Annotated in this window: 17 protein-coding genes; 13 read left to right on the top strand and 4 right to left on the bottom strand. The window is 67.3% G+C overall.

Features of this window, described 5'->3' with window-relative positions; all coding sequences use genetic code 11:
* Positions 1-33 precede the first annotated feature (33 nt).
* The 6 genes from dnaB to OC372_RS13525 all read left to right on the top strand — a co-directional run bounded on the left by dnaB (position 34) and on the right by OC372_RS13525 (position 9,157).
* The gene (gene dnaB / locus OC372_RS13550) at positions 34-1,407 is read left to right on the top strand and encodes a replicative DNA helicase (protein ID WP_029264272.1); all 1,374 of its coding nucleotides are present in this window, start codon (positions 34-36) and stop codon (positions 1,405-1,407) included.
* Positions 1,408-1,552: 145 nt separating this feature from the next.
* Positions 1,553-2,767 carry an ROK family transcriptional regulator gene (locus OC372_RS13545; protein ID WP_262002381.1) on the top strand — a complete coding sequence of 405 codons (1,215 nt, stop codon included), beginning with the start codon at positions 1,553-1,555 and terminating at the stop codon, positions 2,765-2,767.
* 140 nt (positions 2,768-2,907) lie between these two features.
* A complete protein-coding gene (locus tag OC372_RS13540) occupies positions 2,908-4,260 on the top strand; it encodes an extracellular solute-binding protein (protein WP_262002380.1) in 1,353 nt (450 codons plus the stop codon).
* Positions 4,220-5,200 (top strand): carbohydrate ABC transporter permease, encoded by a 981-nt coding sequence (locus OC372_RS13535; RefSeq protein WP_410054868.1) that lies wholly within the window; start codon positions 4,220-4,222, stop codon positions 5,198-5,200. Before OC372_RS13540 ends, OC372_RS13535 begins: the two co-directional genes overlap by 41 nt.
* A complete protein-coding gene (locus OC372_RS13530) occupies positions 5,200-6,087 on the top strand; it encodes a carbohydrate ABC transporter permease (protein WP_262002379.1) in 888 nt (295 codons plus the stop codon). Before OC372_RS13535 ends, OC372_RS13530 begins: the two co-directional genes overlap by 1 nt.
* A 46-nt stretch (positions 6,088-6,133) precedes the next feature.
* A complete protein-coding gene (locus OC372_RS13525) occupies positions 6,134-9,157 on the top strand; it encodes an alpha-mannosidase (protein WP_262002378.1) in 3,024 nt (1,007 codons plus the stop codon).
* A gap of 66 nt (positions 9,158-9,223) precedes the next feature.
* Here the strand turns inward: OC372_RS13525 and OC372_RS13520 are convergent, their stop codons facing one another.
* Together OC372_RS13520 and OC372_RS13515 are read right to left on the bottom strand one after the other, a co-directional pair.
* Positions 9,224-11,716, bottom strand: a complete 2,493-nt coding sequence (locus OC372_RS13520) for a glycoside hydrolase family 2 protein (protein WP_262002377.1) — start codon at positions 11,714-11,716, stop codon at positions 9,224-9,226.
* A gap of 186 nt (positions 11,717-11,902) precedes the next feature.
* Entirely contained in the window at positions 11,903-13,294 is a 1,392-nt protein-coding gene (locus OC372_RS13515) for an alpha-L-fucosidase (RefSeq protein ID WP_262002376.1), read from the bottom strand.
* Positions 13,295-13,474: 180 nt separating this feature from the next.
* Between OC372_RS13515 and OC372_RS13510 the strand changes: the two genes are divergently transcribed.
* The 6 genes from OC372_RS13510 (at position 13,475) to OC372_RS13485 (ending at position 20,125) form a co-directional block, all read left to right on the top strand.
* Positions 13,475-14,746 carry an ABC transporter substrate-binding protein gene (locus OC372_RS13510; RefSeq protein WP_262002375.1) on the top strand — a complete coding sequence of 424 codons (1,272 nt, stop codon included), beginning with the start codon at positions 13,475-13,477 and terminating at the stop codon, positions 14,744-14,746.
* A gap of 60 nt (positions 14,747-14,806) precedes the next feature.
* Positions 14,807-15,682, top strand: coding sequence for a carbohydrate ABC transporter permease (locus OC372_RS13505; RefSeq protein ID WP_105712138.1), 876 nt, complete (start codon positions 14,807-14,809; stop codon positions 15,680-15,682).
* Between the two features lie 4 nt (positions 15,683-15,686).
* On the top strand, positions 15,687-16,556 hold the full coding sequence (locus OC372_RS13500; protein WP_262002374.1) for a carbohydrate ABC transporter permease: 870 nt from the start codon (positions 15,687-15,689) through the stop codon (positions 16,554-16,556).
* A 49-nt stretch (positions 16,557-16,605) separates the two neighbouring features.
* Entirely contained in the window at positions 16,606-18,186 is a 1,581-nt protein-coding gene (locus OC372_RS13495) for a hypothetical protein (protein WP_262002373.1), read from the top strand.
* 107 nt (positions 18,187-18,293) lie between these two features.
* Complete coding sequence (locus OC372_RS13490; RefSeq protein WP_262002372.1) at positions 18,294-19,022, top strand: hypothetical protein; 729 nt, start codon at positions 18,294-18,296, stop codon at positions 19,020-19,022.
* A 74-nt stretch (positions 19,023-19,096) separates the two neighbouring features.
* Entirely contained in the window at positions 19,097-20,125 is a 1,029-nt protein-coding gene (locus tag OC372_RS13485; protein ID WP_262002371.1) for a LacI family DNA-binding transcriptional regulator, read from the top strand.
* Between the two features lie 124 nt (positions 20,126-20,249).
* Here OC372_RS13485 and OC372_RS13480 read toward each other — a convergent pair whose 3' ends face one another.
* Both OC372_RS13480 and OC372_RS13475 read right to left on the bottom strand, forming a co-directional pair.
* Complete coding sequence (locus OC372_RS13480; RefSeq protein WP_262002370.1) at positions 20,250-21,368, bottom strand: hypothetical protein; 1,119 nt, start codon at positions 21,366-21,368, stop codon at positions 20,250-20,252.
* A complete protein-coding gene (locus tag OC372_RS13475) occupies positions 21,355-21,981 on the bottom strand; it encodes an RNA polymerase sigma factor (RefSeq protein ID WP_219860811.1) in 627 nt (208 codons plus the stop codon). The genes OC372_RS13480 and OC372_RS13475 overlap by 14 nt, the downstream gene beginning before the upstream one ends.
* Positions 21,982-22,298: 317 nt before the next feature.
* Here OC372_RS13475 and OC372_RS13470 point away from each other — a divergent pair, with 317 nt between their 5' ends.
* Positions 22,299-23,093 (top strand): SDR family NAD(P)-dependent oxidoreductase, encoded by a 795-nt coding sequence (locus OC372_RS13470; protein ID WP_105712130.1) that lies wholly within the window; start codon positions 22,299-22,301, stop codon positions 23,091-23,093.
* Positions 23,094-23,136: the final 43 nt, after the last annotated feature.

The following is a 23,136-nucleotide window of genomic DNA, read 5'->3' as shown; positions in this document are numbered from 1 at the left end:
TCGCATCGGAAACGTCGCATCGAAGGGAAGACTGTGTCGATCGCCGACATCTCAGAGGAGCGGATGGGCGCGAAGCGCGCGCCCGAGCGTACCCCTCCTCACGACCTTCTCGCCGAGCAGAGCGCGCTGGGCGGAATGCTCCTCTCGAAGGATGCCGTCGCCGACGTGATCGAGACGCTCAAGGGCGCCGACTTCTACATCCCGAAGCACGAGCTCATCTTCGAGGCGATCCTCTCGCTCTACTCGCACGGCGAGCCGACCGACGTCGTCGCCGTCACCGACGAGCTCATCAAGACCGGCGAGCTGGGTCGCGCCGGCGGCGCCGACTACCTGCACACCCTCACCTCGATCGTCCCGACCGCGGCCAATGCCGGCTACTACGCGGGCATCGTCTCGGAGCGCGCCATCCTCCGCCGCCTCGTCGACGCCGGCACGCGCATCGTGCAGCTCGGCTACGCGGGTGAGGGCGACGCGACCGACATCGTCAACAACGCGCAGGCCGAGATCTACTCGATCACCGGATCCGAGACCGCCGAGGACTACGTCCCGCTGCAGATCGCCGTCGACGCGGCGCTCGAAGAGATCGAGGCCGCCAGCGGCCGCGACGGTTCGATGACGGGTGTCCCCACAGGGTTCCGAGAGCTCGACGAGCTCACCAACGGCCTCCACGGTGGGCAGATGATCGTCGTCGCCGCGCGTCCCGCCATGGGTAAGTCGACGCTCGCGCTCGACTTCGCGCGCTCGGCTTCGATCGGCCACAACATCCCCTCGGTCTTCTTCTCGCTCGAGATGGGCAAGAGCGAGATCGCGATGCGTCTGCTCAGCGCCGAGGGGCAGATCCCGCTGCAGAACATGCGCAAGGGAAACCTCGACCCGCGCGACTGGACGACCGTCGCCGCGACCCGAGGCCGCATCAACGACGCGCCGCTCTACATCGACGACAGCCCCAACATGACGCTCGTCGAGATCCGCGCGAAGTGCCGTCGACTCAAGCAGCGCGAGGGCCTGCGCATGGTCATTATCGACTACCTGCAGCTGATGACCTCGGGCAAGCGCGTCGAGTCGCGTCAGCAGGAGGTCTCGGAGTTCTCGCGAAGCCTCAAGCTCATCGCCAAGGAGCTGCAGGTTCCGGTGATCGCCCTGTCGCAACTGAACCGTGGTCCCGAGCAGCGCACCGACAAGAAGCCCGCGATCAGCGACCTGCGTGAGTCCGGCTCGATCGAGCAGGACGCCGACATGGTCATCCTGCTGCACCGCGACTCGGTGTACGACAAGGACGTGCGTCCCGGCGAGGCCGACCTGATCGTCGCCAAGCACCGTAACGGCCCCACCGCCACGATCACCGTCGCGTTCCAGGGCCACTACTCCCGCTTCATGGACATGGCCCCGGGCGGCGACTTCAACTGAGTCGCGGGGTGACCGGGCGGCCAGGTGTTCTTCCCCGTGCGGTCACGAAGCTCGAAACGTGCGGCCCCGGGTTTGACCGTTGCGGTGTGCCGCCGCGATCATGAGGTTCACGCGCCGACGGAGGCGCACGGGTGAGGAGCGGAATATGCAGCGTGGGTCGAACCTCCCTGCTGTGGGCGTCTACAACCAGGCACTCGTCTTCGACCTCATCCGTCGGTCGGAGGAGGGGCTCAGTCGCAGCGAGCTCGCCGAACGCACGGGGTTGTCGACGCAGACGCTCAGCAATGTCACTCGCCGACTCGCCAACGAGGGGCTGATCGAAGAGACCGGGAAGGTCATCTCGGGCCCGGGAAAGCCGCGGACGCTCCTCGCGCTGCGGTCGGATTCGCGCTACGCGGTCGGTGTGCATCTCGACCCGGCCGTCGACACCGTCGTGGTCGTGGATGCCGCCGGCGCTGTCGTCGCGCGGACCGAGCAGACCCCCGGAGGCGCTGAGGCGTCGCCGGATGAACTCGTGGGGCGTCTCGGAGACAGCGTCCGATCGCTCATCCTCGAGGCGCGCCTTCCGGCCGAGCGCGTGCTCGGGATCGGTGTGGCCGCTCCGGGGCCGTTCGACCGAGACGCGGGTCGCCTGCTGAATCCGCCGCTCCTCCCCGCCTGGCATAACGTGTCGGTGCGCAAGGAGCTGGAAAGGGTCAGCGGGCTGCCGACGCTGCTCGAGAAAGACGTCGTGGCGACGGTCGTAGGGGAGCAGTGGTTCGATGCAGGGCAAGAGCTCGCCGACGCGATGTTCCTCTACTACGGTGCCGGACTCGGCCTCGGGCTCTCCGTCTCAGGGGCGCCGGTGCACGGCAGGACGGGTAACGCCGGCAATATCGCGCACATCGTCGTCGACCCGGAGGGGCCGCTCTGCACCTGCGGATCGCGCGGCTGCATCGGAGTGATCATGGAGCCGCGAATGCTCCTGGCCCAGGCGGAGCGGACGACTCCGCCGAGCGGCACGGAAGATGCGCGGATGCAGCTCGAGCTGCTGTCGTCTTTGGCCGCCGCCGGCGACAAGGGGGTGCTTGCCGCCCTTGAAAGCGCGGGGAGGCACCTCGCAACAGCGATCGTCGAGGTGAACAACCTCCTCGATCTCGGCATCGTCGTCCTGGGAGGCCCCGCGTGGTCGAGGCTCGGTGAACGGCTTCTCCCGGCGCTGGATCACTGGGTGCACACCACCGCGGTCAGCACGTCCACAGCACCCGTGCAGCTGCGCCCCTCGCAGATGGGAGCGGACGCGGCCGCCGTGGGGGCCGCGTGTCTCGTGCTCGACGATGCGCTCACGGCGCGGCCGTCGCGGCTCATGATCAGCCGCTGACCGCGGTCTGCCGTCATCCCGAACGGCATAGCGTTCCGTGACGGAACTGTTACGAGGGCCCATCTACGCAGTTATCCCATTTGATAGGGTTATCCGTCTGAGGCCTCAACAGCGAGGTCCGCATGCAAAGGAGCAAGCAGATGCGAACGAAGCCCTTCGCCGCCATCGGCGCGATCGCGGTCGGCGCAGTCGTCCTCTCGGGATGCGGTGCGTCCGGGGACGCGGAGACGTCCGACAGCGGAGACCGCACCATCACCGTCGCGTACCAGATGACGTCGGCGTTCCACCAGCTCGATGACCTCTTCCAGAAGGTCAAACCCGAGTTCGAGGCCGCGAACCCCGGTGTGACGGTCAAGCTCCAGCCGATCGAGTCCGAGGACGAGTACTTCACCAAGCTTGCTCTGATGAACGGCTCGCCCGACACGGCACCCGACGTGATCTACGAGGACACCTTCCAGCTGCGCTCCGACGCCGCTGCCGGCTACCTGCTCCCGATCGACGACTACCTCGCCGACTGGGATGACTGGGACCAGTTCTACGACGCAGCGAAGGAGGCCGGACTCGGTGGAGACGGCAGCACCTACGGCATCTCGATGGGCACAGACACCCGCGCGATCTACTACAACAAGGAGATATTCGCGGCGGCCGGGCTCCCCACCGACTGGCAGCCCACGTCGTGGCAGGACATCCTCGACGCTGCCGAAGCGGTGAAGGCGTACGACGCCGACCTGATCCCGTTGAACATCTACGGCAGCAAGAGCGCCGGTGAGCAGACGTCGATGCAGGGTCTGGAGATGCTTCTCTACGGCACCGAGTCCACCCTGTACGACGCCGACTCCGACAAGTGGGCGGTGGGCTCCGAGGGCCTCACCGACGCTTTCGGCTTCTACGACACGCTCTACAAGAACGATCTGGCGACTCCGCTCGATCTCGCCCTCGACTCGACCATCGGCAGCCGCGTCTCCACCGAGCTGCTCCCCGAGGGGAAGCTCGCCATGGCCATCGACGGTTCCTGGCTCCCGGGCGGCTGGATCAGCGGTGAAAGCGCCTGGGACGGCTGGGAGGACACGATCGGTCTCGCCAAGATGCCGACGCAGGACGGCGGCGACCCCGGCTACACCTCGATGTCCGGGGGCTGGACCCTCGCGGTCGGCTCTCAGACCAAGCACCCGCAGACGTCCTTCGACTTCATCGCGATGGCGCTGAACCAGGAGAACTCCCTCAAGTACGACACCGAGAACAGTCAGATCGCCGTCCGCGAAGACGTCGCGACCGACGATGCGTACCTCTCGTACAACCCGACCTTCGCGTTCTTCTCCGACCTCGTGCAGTACACGCACTTCCGTCCGACCACGCCGGACTACTCGCAGATCACCAGCGCGCTTCAGCAGGCCACCGAATCGGTGATCACCGGAGAAGCGAGCCCGGAGGATGCCGCCAAGACCTACGACGATGCGCTCACCCAGATCGTCGGCGCGGACAACGTCGAGTAGGAATCCCGCAGTGACCTCCGCTTCCGCAACGCACAGCCCGGCCCCGGTGCCCACCGGGGCCGGGCGGCGCGCCCCTCTCCACGAACTGATGCGCTCGGTCCCGCTGCTGCCCGCCGTGGTGCTGCTGGTCGTGTTCCTGCTCGGGCCGATCATCTACGCCATCTGGGGGTCGCTGACCAACCGCGCCCTCACGGGCTACCGGGCGGCGCAGCCCGAGTTCGTCGGACTCGACAACTACGTCTCGCTGTTCACCGACCCGAACTTCTGGACGGCGCTGGTCCTCACGGTCGTCTTCGTGCTGTTCTCCGCGATCATCGGCCAGAACGTGCTGGGCCTCGGCATCGCCGCGCTCATGCGCATCGGGTCGAAGTCGGTCAACAGCGTTGTCGGCGCACTCGTCGTCGTCGCCTGGGTGATGCCCGAGATCGTCGCCGCCTTCGCCCTCTACGCGTACTTCTCGAAGGACGGCACGCTCAATGCGCTGCTCGAGGCCATCGGCATCCCTGCGGTGAGCTGGCTCATCGAGTACCCGATGTTCGCCGTCATCCTCGCCAACGTCTGGCGCGGGACGGCGTTCTCGATGCTGGTATACGGAGCCGCCCTCAACGAGGTGCCGCCCGAGGTGATGGAGGCGGCACAGATCGACGGTGCGAACGCCGCGCAGCGCTTCTTCCTCATCACCATCCCGATGATCCGCCGCTCGATCTCGACGAACCTGATGCTCACCACCCTGCAGACGCTCGGCACCTTCGGGCTCATCTGGGTGATGACCAAGGGCGGACCGGGTGTCTCCAGCTCGACCCTGCCCGTCCTCGCCTATCAGGAGGCCTTCCAGTACTCCCAGATCGGTTACGGGACGGCGATCGCTGCGGTGACCCTCGTGCTCGGCGCGATCTTCGCGATCTTCTACATCCGCATCCTTAAGCCGGAGGTCGACTGATGACTGCCACGGAAGCGATCGTCCGCCCCGCCGTGAGGCGCGGCCAGCGGATCTCCGTCGCGTCGCCTACGAAGCGCCGCTCCGCATGGCTCGCCAACACCGTCCTGATCGTGATCGGGGTCGTGTTCCTCGTGCCGATCGCGTGGATCGCGTTCTCTGCGGTGTCTCCGTCGGCCACGGTGTCGATCTCGGTGCCGGAGAGCCTCACGTTCGACAACTTCGTCGCGGTGTTCGACTGGTCGATGACGCTGCTGCCGTTGTGGAACTCGGCGCTGATCTCGTTCGGCACCGCCCTCATCACCGTCGTCGTCGGAGTGCTCGCCGCGTATCCGCTCTCGCGGCACAACTCGCGGTTCCAGCGCGGTTTCATGTATTCGGTCCTGTTCGGTTCCTGCCTGCCGATCACGGCCATGATGGTGCCGGTCTACGCGCTCTTCGTGCAGTTGAAGATGCTCGACTCGCAGGTCAGCGTGATCCTGTTCATGGCCGCCACGTCGTTGCCCATGGCCATCTGGATGCTGAAGAACTTCATGGACTCGGTGCCGGTCTCCCTCGAGGAGGCGGCATGGGTCGACGGCGCGTCCGCCATGCGTGCGCTGTGGACCATCGTCCTGCCGCTCATGCGCCCCGGTATCAGCGTCGTCTTCATCTTCGTGTTCACGCAGGCGTGGGGGAACTTCTTCGTCCCGTTCGTCCTGCTGTTCAGCTCGGAGAAGATGCCGGCGGCCGTCGCGATCTTCACCTTCTTCGGTAACCACGGCGCCGTCGCCTACGGGCAGCTCGCCGCGTTCGCCACGTTGTACTCCGTGCCGATCCTCGCCCTGTACCTGCTCGTGCAGCGTCTCTCCGGCAGCAGCTTCGCGCTGGCCGGCGGCGTCAAGGGCTGATCCCCGGCCTCCTCGCACAATCCCCACGATCCAGAAAGCACTACACATGCACGACCGCACCGCGCTCATCGAGATGCGCATCGACCGATTCATCCGCGAGCGCCTCCGTCCGGCACGTCATCGCCTGAGCCACCCGCTCGAGGTGCGCGCGTGGGAGGTGCCGGGGGAGCCGGTGTCCTTCACCGATGCCGTTCAGGCGGACTTCACGCCCACGGCGGTCGGCGCTCCGTGGGGGCGTCCCTGGGGCACGACGTGGTTCCGTGTGACCGGGGAGGTCCCGAGCGAGTGGCGTACGGCATCCGGCGGTCTTCCTGACGGCACCAGGGCAGAGCTCGTCGTGGACCTCGGCTTCACGGCCGGACAGAGCGGCTTCCAGGCCGAGGCTCTCGTCTGGGATCTCGACGGGAATCCGATCAAGGGCATCTCGCCGTTCAACAACGCGGTCGCCGCGGCAGTGCAGTCGGACGGCCGCATCGACGTGCTGCTCGAGGCGGCGTCCAATCCCGACGTGGGCAGCATCTTCACGTTCGACCCGACCGCGCTAGGCGACCCCGAGACCGCCGGTGCCGATCCGATCTACGTACTCCGCGTCGTCGACGTGGCCCTGCGCGACCTGACCGTCGAGTCACTGCTCGACGACACCGTGATCCTGCGGGGGCTCCTCGGTGAGCTGGATGCTTCGTCGCCGCGGCGGGCGGAGATCGTGCAGGCGCTGGATCGGATGATCGACCTCGTGGACCCGCATGACGTCGCGGGCACGGCGGCAGCGGGCCGTGAGGCGCTCCGAGAGGTGCTGGCGAGTCCCGCCCATGCCAGCGCGCACGTGCTGCATGCCGTCGGGCACGCGCACATCGATTCGGCCTGGCTGTGGCCGGTGCGCGAGACGGCTCGCAAGGTGTCGCGGACGTTCTCGAACGTGCTCTCACTGATGGACGAGAACCCCGACGTCGTGTTCGCCAGTTCGTCGGCACAGCAGTTCGCCTGGATCAAGGAGCGCTACCCGGAGATCTGGGAGCGTCTGGTCGAGCGCGTGCGCGAGGGCCGCTTCGTTCCGGTCGGTGGCATGTGGGTCGAGTCGGACACGAACATGGTCGGCTCCGAAGCCCTCGCCCGCCAGTTCGTCGAGGGCAAGGGCTTCTTCCTCCGCGAGTTCGGGATCGACACCCCCGAGGTCTGGCTGCCCGACTCCTTCGGCTACAGCGGCGCCCTTCCTCAGATCATCAAGGCGTCGGGATCGAAGTGGTTCCTCACGCAGAAGATCTCCTGGAACGAGACGAACCGGATGCCGCACCACACGTTCCTCTGGGAGGGCCTCGACGGAACGCGCGTGTTCACGCACTTCCCTCCGGTGGACAAGTACAACTCGGACGCCTCGCAGGCCGATCTCGCGCATGCGCAGCGGAACTTCCAGGACAAGGGCAGAGCCCGTGTCTCGCTGCTGCCGTACGGTTACGGCGACGGCGGAGGCGGACCGACCCGGGAGATGGCTGCGCAGGTCGCGCGCGCGGGGTCGTTGGAAGGGTCGCCGGTCGCCCGGCATTCCACGCCACGGGCGTTCTTCGAGCAGGCCGAGTCCGAGTACCCGTCGCCCGAGGTGTGGAGCGGCGAGCTGTATCTCGAGTTCCACCGCGGCACGTACACGAGTCAGCTGCGCACCAAGCAGGGCAACCGTCGCAGCGAGCACCTGCTCCGCGAGGCCGAGCTCTGGGCGGCGACGGCGTCTGTCCGAACCGGACGCGCCTACCCGACCGAGCAGCTCAAACGCCTCTGGCAGCTCGTCCTCCTCCAGCAGTTCCACGACATCCTGCCCGGAACGTCGATCGCCTGGGTGCACCAGGATGCCGAGCGCAACTACGCGGCGATCGCCGTGGAGCTCGAGCAGATCATCGCCGATTCGCTGCGTGCGCTGGTCGGCGAGGGCACGCGCAGCCTCGTGGTCAACGCGGCCCCGCACGGGCATGCCTCGGTCGGCGCGCTGGCGATCGGCGAGGCGGATGCGGTCGCACCGGTCACGCCGGTCGCGGCGGACGGCGGGTTCGTGCTCGACAACGGGCTCGTGCGTGCGACGATCGACGCCCGGGGGGTGCTGACGTCGATCATCGACCTGGCGAGCGGCCGCGAGGTCGTGCCGGAAGGTCAGAACGCCGGCGTCTTCCAGTTGCACCGGGACACCCCGACGCAGTGGGATGCCTGGGACATCGACGAGCACTACCGCCGCAACGTCACCGACCTCCTCGAGGCGGACGGCATCGAGATCGTCGACGGCGCCGTGGTGATCTCGCGTTCCTTCGGCGCGTCGACGCTGGTGCACAGCATCCGTCTCGACGAGGGGTCGCGAACCCTGAAGCTGGCTGTCGACATCGACTGGCACGAGCAGCAGAAGCTGCTCAAGCTCAGCGTCCCCGTCGACGTGCACACCGACCACGCCGCCTCCGAGATCCAGTTCGGGCACATCGTGCGTCCGACCCACACCAATACCTCGTGGGATGCCGCGCGCTTCGAGACCGTGGCGCACCGGTGGGTCAGAGTGGGCGAGAGCGACTTCGGTGTCGCGGTCACCAACGACTCCACCTACGGTCACGACATCACCCGGCATCCGCGTGAGGCGGGCGGCACGTACTCGACCGTGCGGCTCTCGCTCGTCAGGGCTGCGCTGTTCCCCGACCCGCAGCAGGACCAGGGCCGGCATCATCTGGAGGTGGGCATCGTCGTCGGTGGCGAGCTCGTCGACGCGATCGCCGAGGGGTACCGCACGAACCTCGCAGAGCGCCGCATCGAGGGCGCCGACGATGTGAAGCCCCTCGTCTCGATCGATCACCCGGGTGTGGTGGTCGAGGCGGTCAAGCTCGCCGAAGACGGCAGCGGCGACGTCATCGTGCGACTGTACGAGGCGCTCGGGCGTCGCGCCGACGCCACGGTCGCCGTGGGCTTCCCGAGCGGCGACGCCAGCGAAGTGGACCTGCTCGAGCGGGAGAGCGAGCAGGCGGCGCTGACGGGTCAGGATGCCGACGGCATCCGTCTGGCGCTGCGTCCGTTCCAACTCGTGACGCTGCGGCTGCCGCGGGCCTGAACCGGTGAGGGGTCTCCGTCCGTGCGGAGGCCCCTCAACTGTTCAGCCGACGGTGTCGGCCGGCTGCTACCGCCCGGCGACCAGCTGGTTGCCGGATCGCGCGACCAGCGGACCGAGCACCGTGGCGGCGTCGAGCTCGGCCACACCGTCGATGCGGAACACCGCGCGCTCGCCCGGAAGCAGGGTCACCAGGCCGCGGTCGACGCGGGCGTCGAGGGAGAGCCGGTCGACGAGCAGGGTGAGGTCGCGCACCAGCGCGCCCGCCGTGACGGTCACCAGGTGCCCGTCGCCGGCGACGCGCTCCACCTCGGCGGTGAGGCGCGGCTCGGCGAGGGCGCTGTCGCGGGGTTCGGCGAACCACCAGAGCCCGCGCGCTCCGGACACATCGGCGACGATCAGCTCGGCGGAAGCGTCACCGGGCGTGGCGACGGCATCCGGGATCGCGACGCGCGTCGACTCCCGCGGGGTGACCGACACCGCCACCTCGGTGGAGGCGTGCACCGTGCCGTCGAAGCCGATCCGTCGCAGCGTGACGGTGTCCGACCAGATGTCGTCGGTGTCGTTGTGCAGCACGGCTTCGAGGCCGTCGCCCGAGGGCTGCACCGTCACCACGCGGGGTTCGAAGGCGCTCTTGATGGCGAACAGCAGCGGCTTCTCGCGGCCGTCGCCGTCGATCGCCGCCCAGGAGGTCACAGGCCAGCAGTCGTTCAGCTGCCAGACGATCGCTCCGGCGTTGTGCGGGGCCAGTGAGCGGAACCAGTCGAGCGCGAAACCCACCGCATTCGCCTGATTGAGCTGCATGGCCCAGTGCCAGGTCTCGATGTCGTCCGGGATCGGATAGTGCGCGACCAGGCCGGCGCCCAGCTTCGCATTCCCGTCCGCCGCCTTCTGGTGCACGATCATGCCGGGGGAGTCGGGGGTGATCGGATCGTCCGAGATGGACCGCGTCAGTGTCGACCACGTCGGCGGGCCCTGCCACCCGAACTCCGCCACGAAACGGGGGCGGTGGTCGCGGTAGGTCGGCCAGTCGCGGCGGTTCCACTGCTCCCAGAGGTGCATGGTGCCGTGCAGCTCGTCGTTGGGGTGCGGGCCCGTCTGCTGACGCCCGTCCCACCCCGCGCCCGGGCTGAAAGGGCTTGCCGGCGCGTACGGCACGTGCGGCGCGAGTTCGTCGATGATCGCCGGGAACAGCTCGTAGTAGTAATGAGCGCCCCAGGTCTTGCCGTCGAGCAGCGTCTTCCAGCCCCAGTCCTCATATCCCCAGGTGTTCTCGTTGTTGCCCGTGAGCAGCGCGAGTGAGGCCCGGTGAGCGAGGCGCGCGACGTTCTCTCGCGCTTCCGCCTCGATCTCGGCGCGCAGGGGATCCTCCTCCGCGTACGCGGCGCACGCGAACAGGAAGTCCTGCCAGACCAGCAGGCCGAGCTCGTCGGCGAGATCGTAGAAGTCCTCGGACTCGTAGATTCCGCCGCCCCAGACGCGGACCAGGTTGAGGTTCGCTGCCTTCGCCTGCTCGAGTCGGGTGCGGTACCGATCCCGGTCGACTCTGCTCGGGAATGCGTCGTCGGGAATCCAGTTCACGCCCTTCACGTAGATCGGGCGGTCGTTCACGAACAGGGTGAACGGTGTGCCGGATGCATCCGCGGTGGTGTCCCAGCGCAAGTCGCGGAACCCGACGCGTCTGGTCGCGGAGTCCAGCGCCGTGCCGTCGTCCAGGAGGGCGATCTCGACGTCGTACAGCGGCTGAGCGCCATGGCCGGCGGGCCACCACCGTTCGACGTCGCTCACCCGGACCTCGATCTCCGCCGACGTCTCCGAGGCGGCGATCGGAACCGTCTGCACGGTCCCCGCGACCTGGACCGTCAGGTCGAGCGGGAGCGCCGAGGCGCGCTCGATCTCGACGGCGACGCGCACCGTGCCGTCGGTGCCGTCCGGTGTCGCGTGGACGCGGACGTCGCTCAGGCGGGCGTCGGACCAGGACTCCAGACGCACCTCGCGCCAGATGCCGCTCGAGTAGGTGGCGATGCCCCAGTCCCAGCCGAAGCTGCACGCCGACTTGCGCAGGGCGTTGAACGGCGAGGGGTACGGACGCGGTCGCGCACCGAGCGCCACGCTCTGCGCGTCGGCGTACCGGACCGGGCTGCGGAAGGCGACGGTGACCGTGTTGTCGCCGGTGGTGAGCAGGTCGGTCACGTCCAGTCGATAGGAGCGATGCTGGTTGGCGACCTCGGCGATCACCCGCCCGTTCACGGTGACGGTCGCCACGGTGTCGAGCCCGTCGAACACGAGCTCGTGACGATCGGCCGCCTGCTCCTCCGACTCGAGCGCGAAGCTGCCCTCGTAGGTCCAGTCCACGAGACCGATCCACGCGAGGGCGGATTCATTGTCGTCGAGGTACGGGTCGGGGATGAGGCCCGCCCGCAGCAGGTCGAGATGCACCACACCGGGGACGACGGCGGGGATCCAGGCATCGGCCACCTGTGCGGGGCCGCCGTTCGGGCGGACGCGCCAGCCCTCGGCGAGCGGACGGCGGATGAGGGGAAGGGGGGACGCGACGCTCACGGGACGGCTCCTGCTTCGACGCCTCTACAGTTCCCACTCTGGAAGGAGCATGAAGGCGACGGGGGTGGGGGATGATGACGGCATCCAGCTTCGCAGCTTCGTCGACCGGGAGACGGATTTGCGGGACGAGTCGGGCGAAGATGCGCGGGTCCACCGATCCCGGCCGGCGCCATCTCTCCGAGAGGACTACCCGGCGGATCCTGGTGCCGGCGTTTCTCCGCGGCCGCCCACGGAGACCGGCGTGAACCGATCGGTCCCCGCTGTGCCCGCGCGGAAACGGATACGGATCACCGGGAGCGGGCCCATCGGCCGATCCTGCGGGATTGAGATGACCAGGTTGCCCAAAGGGTCGTCGTCGCGGGCGTGCGCGGGATCGACGACGGCTCGGAAATCGAGGTCTTCCCCGGTCGTCAGGAGTTCCACGCCGAGCACGGACTGAGGTCGAATGCCGCGCACGGTGGCGGTCTCGTCCGGCCAGGCGACGAGGTGGAGGTACAGGTCGTTCGCGTTGACGGTCGTCGGGCCGTAGAACTGCCAGGGCTCGAGTCCCGGTCGAGCGCCGATCACGCTCTCACGGTGGGTGCCCATCCAGCCCGCGATCTCGCCGAGCGTCGTCTCCTCTTCCGGCGGCAGAGCGCCGGTGCTGCTCGGCCCCACGTTCAGCAGGAGCGAGCCGCCGTTCGCGACACAGTCGACGAGCGTCCGGATCAGGTGTGCGGTGGTCTTGTAGTCGTGGTCGCTCGGATCCCATCCCCACGTGTCGTTCATGGTGATGCACGCTTCCCAGGCGTCGCTGAGAGGCTCTGCAGGGATCGACTGCTCCGGCGTCACGTAGTCGCCGATGCCGGGGAGGCGGTCGTTGAGGACGATGTCCGGCTGATGGGACCGGATGTGCCTCTCCAGCTCCGCGCTGTCCCATTCCTCCTCCGTGCGCTCCCACCCGCCGTCGAACCACAGCAGATCGATCCGCCCGTAGTTCGTGAGCAGCTCGGTGAGTTCCGCCTTCATCCCTTCGCGGAATCTGGCCCACTGGGCGGGCGTCGCGCGCGGGTACTCCTCGAACGCATACGGTGCGAACTCGGTGCGCCATGCCGGATAGTCGGGATCCGACCAGTCGGAGACGGAGTAATAGAAGCCGATGCGGAGTCCGGCCTCTCGGAAAGCGTCCACGTAGTCGCGGACGAGGTCGCCACCGCGAGCCCCGTAGGAAGACGTGGAGATGTTCAGCGGCGTGGCCTCACTCGGCCAGGACGCCCAGCCCGAGTGATGCTTCGTCGTGAAGACGGCGTACTGCATCCCCGCATCCCTCGCTGCATCTGCGATGGCGTGAGGATCCCACTCTCGAGGGTCGAATTCGTCGGCATCCCGGAAGTAGTCCACGGCTTGTCGTGCGTGCACTCCTGTGCCGTCATCGCTGGTGAGCCCGACCATCGGCCAGGACAGATCGACTCCGAGCTGGCTCGCCTGATCGAAGTGGATGAACAGTCCGAACGAGGCGGAACGGAACCAATCGAGGCGGGAAGGGTGGGCGGAACTCGCGGCGGAAGGTGCCGGAGTGGGATGCGTGGCGATGGGCATCTGCTCTCTTCGTCCAGGGCGTGATCGGGGTCGTATCGCCCACAGATGCGAGCACTTGACAAGGCGACGCGCATCAATTTACGCTCGCCAACAGCGTTAGGCAACCGGTTACCTAAATATCGGTGCGGTGATGGGACAACCATCGACAACGTCCTCGCGTCCCGATAAGGAGATCCTTCAATGAAGAAGTCGCAGCAGCGAATGATTCGTTCCGCCAGTGCCTTCACCGCCCTCGTGACGGCACTGACTCTGGCCGGTTGTTCGTCCGGCGATTCGTCGACCACGACCGACGACGGCCGGACCGTTCTGACGGTGTACGGCTGGAAGGGCGGCGAAGGCGAGCCGGCGAACGTCGCCGAGATCAACGCGGCTTTCGAGAAGGCGAACCCCGACATCAAGCTCGAGTTCGAGGCCATCCCCGCGAACGAGGCCTATTCGCAGCGCGTGCAGCCTGAGTTGCTGGCCGGCAATGCCGCCGACGTGATCATGCTGGACAGCAACCTTCTCGCGACATGGGGGAAGTCCGGATACCTCGCAGACCTGTCCTCGGCGTCCTGGGCCGACGACATCACCCCCGAGGTCGAGAGCTTCGCGACCTATGACGACGCCGTGCTCGCCATGCCCATGGAGGCCATCGGTGTCGGTCTGTACTCGAACATGGAACTGCTGAGCGAGGTCGGTGTGAACGAGGTGCCGAAGGACTGGGAGAGCTTCCTCGACGCGCTCGCCAAGGTGAAGGCTGCCGGCCACGACCCGATCACTCTTCCCGACAAGGCCGGGTGGACGGGCGCGATGGCGCTGCTGAACGCTGCGGCCACGACCGTCGACAAGGGCTGGGACGAAGAGTTCTCCGAGGGTGATGCGAGCTTCTCGGACTGGAAGCCGGCGGTCGAGCAGCTGCTCGACTTGCAGGAGCAGGGCTTCATCGATTGGAAGACCGAGCTCGGCGAAGACGAGTGGTCGCAGGGCGCAGACGACTTCACGGCGGGCGACACGGGCTTCTGGCTCCAGGGCGCGTGGAACCTCGGCGGCGTCGCCGAAGCCGGAATCAAGAGTCAGTTCACGGCCTGGCCGGGTGGGGAGGCGGGCGTCGATCCGAACGAACTGCTGTTCGTGGGAACGATGTGGGGCGTCAACGAGGCATCCCCGGTGAAGGACGCCGCGAAGAAATACGTGGACTTCTGGTCCCAGCCCGAGAACCTCGATCTGTTCCTCCAAGCGGAGAACGCGATCTCTCCGTTCGAATCGGGCACCAGTCCGAAGAACGACGCGACGGGCGAGTTCCTCGCGTCCTACGAGGCGGGGAACTACCGCTTCATGCAGACGAACACCTGGATGGCGGGCGACGTGCAGACGCAGATGGGCTCTCGCCTGCAGGCACTGTTCCTCGGTGAGATCACGACCGACGAGTTCCTCGACGAGATGGACGGAATCGCGAAGAAGGCGGATTAGTCCCGTTCCTGGTGCGGTCGCCCTCTCCGGCGGCCGCACCGCTCTCGCTGAAGGATTGTCATGATCTCCAAACGTCCCCTCGTCGCTCTCGGGTTCCTCCTTCCCGCGCTCGTCGTCTACGGGCTCCTCATCCTCTACCCGCTGGTCAACGGCCTCTGGCTCAGCTTCACGGACAGCAGCGGGGGCCCTCGGGCAGACTTCGTCGGTCTCGAGCAGTATTCACGACTGTTCACCGATGGGGAGGTCATCCGAGCGGTCGGCACGACCGTGCTCTACGCCGTCATCGTCGTCGTCCTGCAGAACCTCTTCGGGTTGCTCCTGGCCAGAGCGCTCTACAACCGGCCGCGGATCCGCAAACCGGTCAGCGTCCTCATCCTCATGCCGACGCTCGTCGCCCCGGTGATGGCATCGTTCATCTTCTCGTATCTCTACGCACCGGATGGAACGATCAACGAGGTGCTCCGCGCCCTCGGGCTGGACTCCCTCACCCGCATCTGGCTGGGCGAGACGAGCACGGCACTCGGCGCGGTGGCTCTGGTCAACATCTGGATGTTCGCCGGCTACTCCGCGGCGATCTTCCTCGCCGGATACCTCGCGTTACCTGCCGATGTCCTCGAAGCGGCCGACCTCGACGGTGCGACGGGATTCCGCCGATTCCGCACGATCGAATGGCCTCTTCTCGCCCCCTCGCTCACGGTGAACATCACGCTCTCCCTCATCGGCTCGCTGAAGGTGTTCGAGTTCCCGTTCGTGCTGACCAACGGCGGCCCGGCGGGATCCACCACCACGCTCACCCTCCTCGTCTACCGCAAGGTCTTCGGCGGGGCGGGCGAGTTCGCCTACGGAGTGACGATCGCGGTCCTCCTCCTCGTCATCGTCGTCGTGCTCAGCAGCGTCGCCACGTCCGTTCTGCGCATGCGCGAGAAAAGGATCTGAATCCATGTCCGCATCTCTCCCCGCCCCGGCCCGGTCACGCGACCACCGCCTGTGGAACGCGGGCAAACGCCGGCTCGGCGACATCGGGCTCATCGTCGGCGTCGCACTGCTCGTGACTCCGTTCGCGTTCGCCGTGCTGACCGCGATCCGACCGGCCGCTGACGTGTCGGCGAATCCGCTCGGGTGGCCCGAACACCTCACGCTCGACAACGTCGTGGATGCGTTCCAGCGCATCAACTACGCGCAGAGCGTCGCGAACACCGTCATCATCCTGGTGTGCTCCTGCCTGCTGACCGTCGCCTTCGGCGCCATGGCCAGCTACCCGCTGAGCCGGATCGGGCGCTCCTGGACGAACACCACCTACCGCGTGTTCATCATCGGGACCACCATCCCGATCTATGTGCTCATCGCACCGCTGTACCTGATGATCCGGGATCTGCACATCCTGGGCACGCATCTCAGCGTGATCCTCGTCTACACGGCCATGAACCTTCCGATCGCCGTGTTCTTCTACACCAGCTTCATGCGCCAGGTGCCGACGGAGCTGGAGGAGGCCGCGGCGATCGATGGTGCGGGTCCGCTGCGGATCTTCTTCGTCGTGATCTTCCCACTGCTCGCACCCGTCACGGCGACGCTGGTGACGTTCATCAGCCTGGTCGTGTGGAACGACCTCATCGTTCCCCTCGTGTTCCTCCAGGGCGAGCAGAACCGCACGATCATGGCGAACGCCTATGCCCTGATCGACCCGAACACGGTGGAGCCGACGACGCTGTTCCCGGCGGCGCTGCTCGGTGTCCTGCCGCTGATCCTGGTGTTCAGCTTCCTGCAGCGCTATGTCGTCGCGGGGATGTCGGCGGGTGCAGTGAAGACGTGACCTCCGGTCCGAGCGCCCGCTCGGGCCCCCCGAAGAAAGGAAGTGCACCATGCATTCTGTTCCATCCGCCGTCGCGGCAACGCGACAGAAGCCGGGCCGCTGGAGGGCCGCGATCACTGCCGCTGTCGGAGCCGCCGTCGTGTTGAGCGCCCTGACCGGGGCAGGAGCGGCACCCGCGAACGCCGCGGACACCACGTTCTTCGTCGATTGCGCGGCGACCGCCAATGGGACCGGCACGCAGGACAGTCCATGGAACTCGCTCGCCGCGATCCAGGCTCCGGGGGGTGCCTTCGCTGCGGGAGACTCGATCAGACTCAAAGCCGGCACGACCTGCGCAGGTTCCTTCACGGCGTCGGGGAGTGGCACTTCTGCGAAACGGATCGTTCTGGGCAGCTACGGCACCGGCGCGAAACCGATCATCAACGGGGGAGGCGGTGTCGAAGCGCCCGTCACCCTGAGGGACGTCAGCTACTGGACGGTCGACGGCCTGGAGGTGACGAACATCGCCGCTGCGGAGGGAAAGCGCAGCGGCGTGCTCGTGGAGAACACCGGCAACGAGGTGCGATCCGGCATCACCATCAAGAACCTCGATGTCCATGACGTCACCGGCCGCTCGGACCGCAACGCCGCAGACCGCTACGTCTCGGCAGGAATCCAGGTTCGCCTGCCGGCCAAAGCCAGCGGGCTCACGGGATACTTCGACGGCGTCACCATCGAGGACAACTCGATCCGCGACGTGAAATCGATGGGTATCGCGATCGTCGGCTCCCCGAATGGGGACGACACCATCAACCACAACCGCAACGTCGTCATCCGTGGCAACTCCGTGCTTCGCGCGGCCGCGGACTCGATCCTCGTCGGCGTCTCCATCGACCCCCTGGTCGAGCGCAACGTGAGCTATGACGCCGGACGCGGCGCGGTCAACCGCGGCGCGATCGCCGGCATCTGGGCCTATACGAGCGCGAATCCGGTTCTCCAGTTCAACGAGTCGGCCCGCACCGAGCCGGGCCCCGACTCGATGGGTTGGGACTGCGACTGGGGCATCACCGGGTCGTGCACGTATCAGTACAACTACAGCCATGAGAATGCCGGAGGGTTCTACCTCGAGTGCCTCACCTGCTTCGGTCCGGCGCAGACCGACACCCCCAAGCTGGTCGTGCGATACAACGTGTCGCAGGGCGAGGGGATCGTCAACGCCGGCAGCGGTGGCAACGCCAAGGTCAAGCTCGAGATGTACAACAACACGCTCTACAACCCGGGCGGTGCGTTCGACATCCGGCTCGCTGCGAACTCGACGGTCGCCAACAACATCTTCGTCGGCTCGAGCCTGACCCGGTTCGATACCGATCGGGGGATCACCGTCGACCGCAACGTCTATCACGGGTTCGCCGGCCCTGCGGCAGATGCCAACGCCATCAACGCCGACCCGCTGTTCGCCAACCCGGGCACGGGAGGCGACGGTCTCAACACCGTCGACGGCTACAAGCTGACGGCCGGATCGCCGGCGATCGCGGCAGGCCGCATCATCTCCGGCAACGGGGGCCGCGACTACTGGGGCAATGCGGTGTCGGGGACGGCCGCACCGAACATCGGCGCATACAGCGGCCCGGTCGTGGCCAAGAAGCCGTAGCCGTCCGAGCGCAGGGTGTTCGAGCGATCGGAAGATCGATCGTTCGAACACCCTGCGGGGGCGGAACCGAAGCGGTGACCCGGGCAAGAGACCGAAAGGAAGCACCAGTGAAACGACCGTACGTTGCGGCGTGCATCGCCCTCTTCATGGCGCTGGGGTTCTGCGCATGCGCTCCCGCCCCCGCATCACCGGGTGCCGCGAAGAACGGCACCGCCATGGAGGTGAACGGAACACCGGTTCATGCGGATGAGTTCCGATACTGCGTCAGTCAGGTTCGAGCCACGGTCATGGATACCGCGTCCAAGAAGGGGTGGGTCGTGGACGACACGGACCCGGTGCGCGACAGCCGTGCGGGCGAACTTCTGGTTGACCAGGCAGCCGCGCGTTGCGTCGACGGGGTCGTCCGTCGGCAGGGCGCGGTCGCCCTCACATTCATCGATGACGCGTCCTTCGAAAGCCTGGTCGAGCGGTGGAAAGCCGACAAAGCCGCACGTCACGCGTCCTCCCAAGCAGGGGAAGTGCTCTACGGGCCGGTGGAGAAGACCCTCGAACAGTATGAGTTCCAGGAGATGGCGGATGCGGCATCGGAGCAGGAGAAGGCGGACGCCGCCGCGTTGACGGGCGATCCAGGCGCCCTGGATGCATTGACACGCGCTCGACCGGAGGCGGCCGAGGGCCTGGACATGGCCGTTCCCGAGGACCGTACGATCGCCGCGCAGATCCTCGCGCGTGAGATGTTCGAATCCACACATGACCGTGCGGTCGACGACGCCGAGGTCACGATGAACGAGTCCTGGTTGTCGGGGCTGACGATCTCGGACCTGGTGGGGTCATAGAAATGCGCGGTGCGCGGCGGCTCGTGGGATCCTGAGTGGATGACGGGTCGGGAAGGAGCGCGATGAGGCGGCCGGTGACCTTGAAGGATGTCGCGGCAGAGTCGGGTGTTTCTGTGCCCACGGCCTCGCGCGTGCTCAACGGCGGTGGACATGTATCCGTCGAGACGCGGCAGCGCATCCATGAGGCCGCGGCACGACTGGACTTCAGGCCCAATGCGCTCGCGCAGTCGTTCGCGCTCGGGCGCAGTTTCACGGTCGGTGTTCTCGCCCAGAAGGCATCGGGCAACTTCTCGACTCCGGTCATCACCGGGATAATCGCGGAGCTCAGCAAGCACGATGTCGCCGTGCTCGTCTACGACGATGAGGACAATGTCGCCGCCCGGCCGCAGAACCTTCGCACGCTGCAGGCCCGCCGAGTCGACGGGATCATCGTGGTGGGTGACGGCACGGACGTGCCGTTCCCCTCGATATCGGAGTCGTTCCAGACGCCCGTGATCCACGTCTTCGGACTCTCGGACAACCCGGAGGACACGTGCTTCCTCCCTGACGATGTGCAGGCCGGGCGGCTTGCCGCCGCGCACCTCCTTCGCCAGGGGAGAACGAGGATCGCGCACGTGACCGCGATGGAGTATTCGCGGGCGGTCCAGGATCGTCTGAGCGGTTTTCGTGCCGAGCTCGCCGGAGCCGGCATCGAGATCGCGCTGTCGGAACCCCTGTTCGGTGACTGGACCATTCCGTGGGGCTACCGGGCCGGTCTCGAGCTGCTCGAACGGCGAGGTGAGTTCGACGCCGTGTTCTGCGGCAACGACTACATCGCTCTGGGCGTCGCCCGTGCCTTCGAACAGGCGGGGGTCCGGGTCCCGGACGACGTCGCATTGGTCGGCTACGACAACTGGTCGAAGTACAGCGGGAGTCCCGATCGATTCCTCACCTCGGTGGACCCGCAGCTGAACAGTCTGGGGCGAGTGGCGGCCGAGGCCTTGCTGGCGGATGATCCCGCAGCTCGACAGTCGGGCGTCAGCTATCAGCCGTGCGTCCTCGTTCCGGGGATGTCGTCAGGGGCGGTCGCCTCCGACGGGCTGGGTGCGATCGCCCTCAGATGAGCGTGTGAAGCGGAGGAGCCGGTAAACCCGTCCTTGCGCTGAGACGCGGGCCACCGTGCCGTGAACGGCGACGTGCCCTCCTCACCCGGCATCGCGGATGAGAAGGGCACGAGGTGCGGACGCGTCAGTCCGCGGGTGCAGCCGTGAAGGATGCGGAGAAGTCCGCCACGTCCTCCGGCAAAAACGGTGTCGTTCCGACCTCGACGAGCGGGTCGTCCTTCGTGTGGTTGCTCCACGGCTCCGGGAGCACGCGGAGCAGGAACTTCTCGATCTCGACGATGGCGCCCGCCTCGGGGTTGACCGTCAGGCGGAACCGGGCGTCGTCGGTCTCGTAGACGAGCACCTTGTCGGCCGTGGTGCCGTCCTCGACGGTGATCCCGTCGGCCAGCGCGAGCGCCTCGAGGAACGTCGCTCGATACTCGGGGGATGCCGTCAGGATGGGCACCGAATGCCCGAGCTCGTTCAGCATGTGCTCGGCGGCCGGTATCGCGAGCCGCTCCTCGATGCTGTCGTACAGCCCGTTGGTCTCGGGATCGCCGTCCTGGGGCATCTTCGCCGCGGCAGCCTTCTCAGCGACGAGCTGCGATTCCATGCCACGCTCCCACGCGGCGAGGAATGCCGCCGGGTCGGCGGGGAAGTCCGTGGGGGAGACGGGAAGCGTCGCATCGCCCTCGCCCGGCTCGACCTCGGTCGACGTCGCCGGAGCCGCGCCGATCGGATACGCCGCGCCGTAGTACCCCGTCCACGCCCGCTCGACCTCTGCCTCGTTCCCGAACAGCTCCGCCGCATGGAAATCGGTACGGCCGGTGAGCGAGTACGTGCCGTCGGTCGCGCTGAGATAGCTCGCGCTCGACTCGGTGACGACGGCGGCCGTCGCATCCGACCTGAGGTTTCCGAACGGCAGGAACTTCTCGTTCGGGCCGCCGATCATGCCCAGGTGCCGCGTCGTGATCGTCACTTCCATCGGCGCGGCGACGGCGGCGCGGATGGAGGCCGCGGTCTCGTTGAGGTACGTCGATGCTGAGGCCGCTTGTGGCTGGCCGACGACTCCCGGGGGAGTGAGGACGGTGGCTGTCACCGCCACCGCGGCGACGGCCGTGCCTGCCAGTGCCACCGCGACGATGCGTCCGACGGGGCGTCGGCGTCGCGACCGGGCGATCTCCTGGTGGAGGGCGCGACGGGGAGCCTGCGAAGACGCGGGGTAGGTGGGCTTCATCTCGCGCACCGTGTCAAGGATGTCCATGGATGATCTCTTTCTCAGCAAGTCGGATGTGTGCGGTCGCGGGCCGGGGCTCATGCGGAGCCTTCGGCGGTGGCGACGGCGGTGGGGCCGCGAGTTTGGTGCGGATGCGGCTCAGCCTCGATCGCACCGTGCCGACCGGGATCCGCAGCGCGGCGGCGATCTGCTCGTAGGTGAGGTCTCCCCACGCGTGCAGGAAGAGGACTTCCCGGTCGCGGGCGGAGAGGGCTGCGATCCGCGGATAGAGGCGCTCGATCTCCCCGGCCGCATCGAGCTGCGCAGTCGATCGATCGTGGTCGTCCGCGGCGATCGGGTCGCTCTGGGCGACGGACGCCTGTAGAGCTCGCCAGTGCTGGGCCTGCGCGCGGCGATGCTGGCCGAGGACGTTCGTCGCGATGCCCATCAGCCACGGCAACGCCGATGGCCTGGACATGTCGTAGCGCCCCCGCTTGCGGAACGCGATCAGGAAGGTCTCGCTCACGACGTCGTCTCTCGCCGCCGGTCCGACGCGGCGGGCGACATAGCCGGAGACCGCGTCGATATGTCGTTCGAAGATCTCGGAGAATCGCTCCGCGGCGTCGAACGATTCACGGATGATGTCGTTGTCGTTGCTCACACTGGTTATTCGTCTCCCGCCGGCATCCGGTTCCATCCTGACCCGGAATTGAGTCGTGACGATCGACGGGATGTCCGCGCACCTGGAGCGGGCGGGTTTCGCGGTCGTCGACAGCGAGACCCGTGTGCAGGACGGTCGTCGCGCCCATGCGTCCGTCAGCGCGATCGCCGTCTGAGGAGTCTTCGTCATCCGAGGAGCCTCGGCAGTGTTCGAGGCTGATCCGCTTGCGCTGACGACCATCCTCCCGGCTATGCTCGTGATTGCTATAGCAAACGGGAAGTGCATCCGACCCACTTCAGCGCCGAGAGGGACACATCATGACCGAATCCGCACGCAGCGTCGTGGTGACCGGCAGCGGAAAGGGCATCGGTCGCGCCATCGCCGAGCGACTGACCGCCGATGGATGGATCGTCGTGGGGCTGGAGCGGTCTCCGGGCTCGGGCACGCTCGAGGAGGGGATCGTGGCCGAGGTCGTTCTCGGGGACGCCTCCGACCGCGCCGTCCACCAGCGGGCCGCAGAGGCAGCGATCGCACGGGCACCCCTGGCCGGCTGGGTGAACAACGCCGGCATCACGAAGCACACCCCGCTGCACGAGCTCGATGAGAGCGTCGTGCGCGAGATCCTCGACATCAACGGCTTCGGCTACATCTGGGGCTGCTCGACCGCAGTATCGGCCTTCATCGACCAAGGCCTCGCCGGAGCGATCGTCAACGTCGGCTCGATCCACGGCCGCGCCAGCCACCCCGACCACGCGGCCTACGAGTTCACCAAGGGCGGCATCGACGCACTGACCCGCAGCGTGGCGGTGAGCTACGGCCGCCTCGGCATCCGCGCCAACACCGTGGCCCCCGGCGGTGTGCGCACGCCGCACCTCGAAGCCAAGATCGCCGCAGCCCCCGACCCCGCCGCCGAGGAGCGTGGACTCGCCGAAGGGCCGCCGATGGGACGCATCGCCCGCGCCGAAGAAGTGGCCGCGGTGACCGCCTTCCTGCTCTCCGACGAGGCTCCGTACCTCAGCGGCGAATCGATCGCGGTGGACGGGGCGTGGACGGCATCCTTCGGCGATGTCGACGTCGACCCGGCGCTGGCCGCGCGGTTCCGGCGGGCGTGAAGGCCCGCAGGGTGACACGACGGTGACCTACCAGTAACCCGAA

The sequence above is a fragment of the Microbacterium sp. Mcb102 genome (assembly GCF_024519805.1).
GTDB lineage: Bacteria > Actinomycetota > Actinomycetes > Actinomycetales > Microbacteriaceae > Microbacterium.
Note: the sequence above shows the minus strand (reverse complement) of the source record. Positions and strands in the feature narration are given on the sequence as shown.

What these genes read in the sequence shown, in the direction of transcription:
- OC372_RS13540 (WP_262002380.1), top strand. Translation starts at nt 2,908, where the DNA reads ATGCGAACGAAGCCCTTCGCCGCCATCGGCGCGATCGCGGTCGGCGCA.
- OC372_RS13545 (WP_262002381.1), top strand. Translation starts at nt 1,553, where the DNA reads ATGCAGCGTGGGTCGAACCTCCCTGCTGTGGGCGTCTACAACCAGGCA.
- OC372_RS13530 (WP_262002379.1), top strand. Translation starts at nt 5,200, where the DNA reads ATGACTGCCACGGAAGCGATCGTCCGCCCCGCCGTGAGGCGCGGCCAG.
- OC372_RS13470 (WP_105712130.1), top strand. Translation starts at nt 22,299, where the DNA reads ATGACCGAATCCGCACGCAGCGTCGTGGTGACCGGCAGCGGAAAGGGC.
- OC372_RS13500 (WP_262002374.1), top strand. Translation starts at nt 15,687, where the DNA reads ATGTCCGCATCTCTCCCCGCCCCGGCCCGGTCACGCGACCACCGCCTG.
- OC372_RS13495 (WP_262002373.1), top strand. Translation starts at nt 16,606, where the DNA reads ATGCATTCTGTTCCATCCGCCGTCGCGGCAACGCGACAGAAGCCGGGC.
- OC372_RS13515 (WP_262002376.1), bottom strand. Translation starts at nt 13,294, where the DNA reads ATGCCCATCGCCACGCATCCCACTCCGGCACCTTCCGCCGCGAGTTCC.
- OC372_RS13525 (WP_262002378.1), top strand. Translation starts at nt 6,134, where the DNA reads ATGCACGACCGCACCGCGCTCATCGAGATGCGCATCGACCGATTCATC.
- OC372_RS13480 (WP_262002370.1), bottom strand. Translation starts at nt 21,368, where the DNA reads ATGGACATCCTTGACACGGTGCGCGAGATGAAGCCCACCTACCCCGCG.
- OC372_RS13505 (WP_105712138.1), top strand. Translation starts at nt 14,807, where the DNA reads ATGATCTCCAAACGTCCCCTCGTCGCTCTCGGGTTCCTCCTTCCCGCG.
- OC372_RS13510 (WP_262002375.1), top strand. Translation starts at nt 13,475, where the DNA reads ATGAAGAAGTCGCAGCAGCGAATGATTCGTTCCGCCAGTGCCTTCACC.
- OC372_RS13535 (WP_410054868.1), top strand. Translation starts at nt 4,220, where the DNA reads ATGCGCTCACCCAGATCGTCGGCGCGGACAACGTCGAGTAGGAATCCC.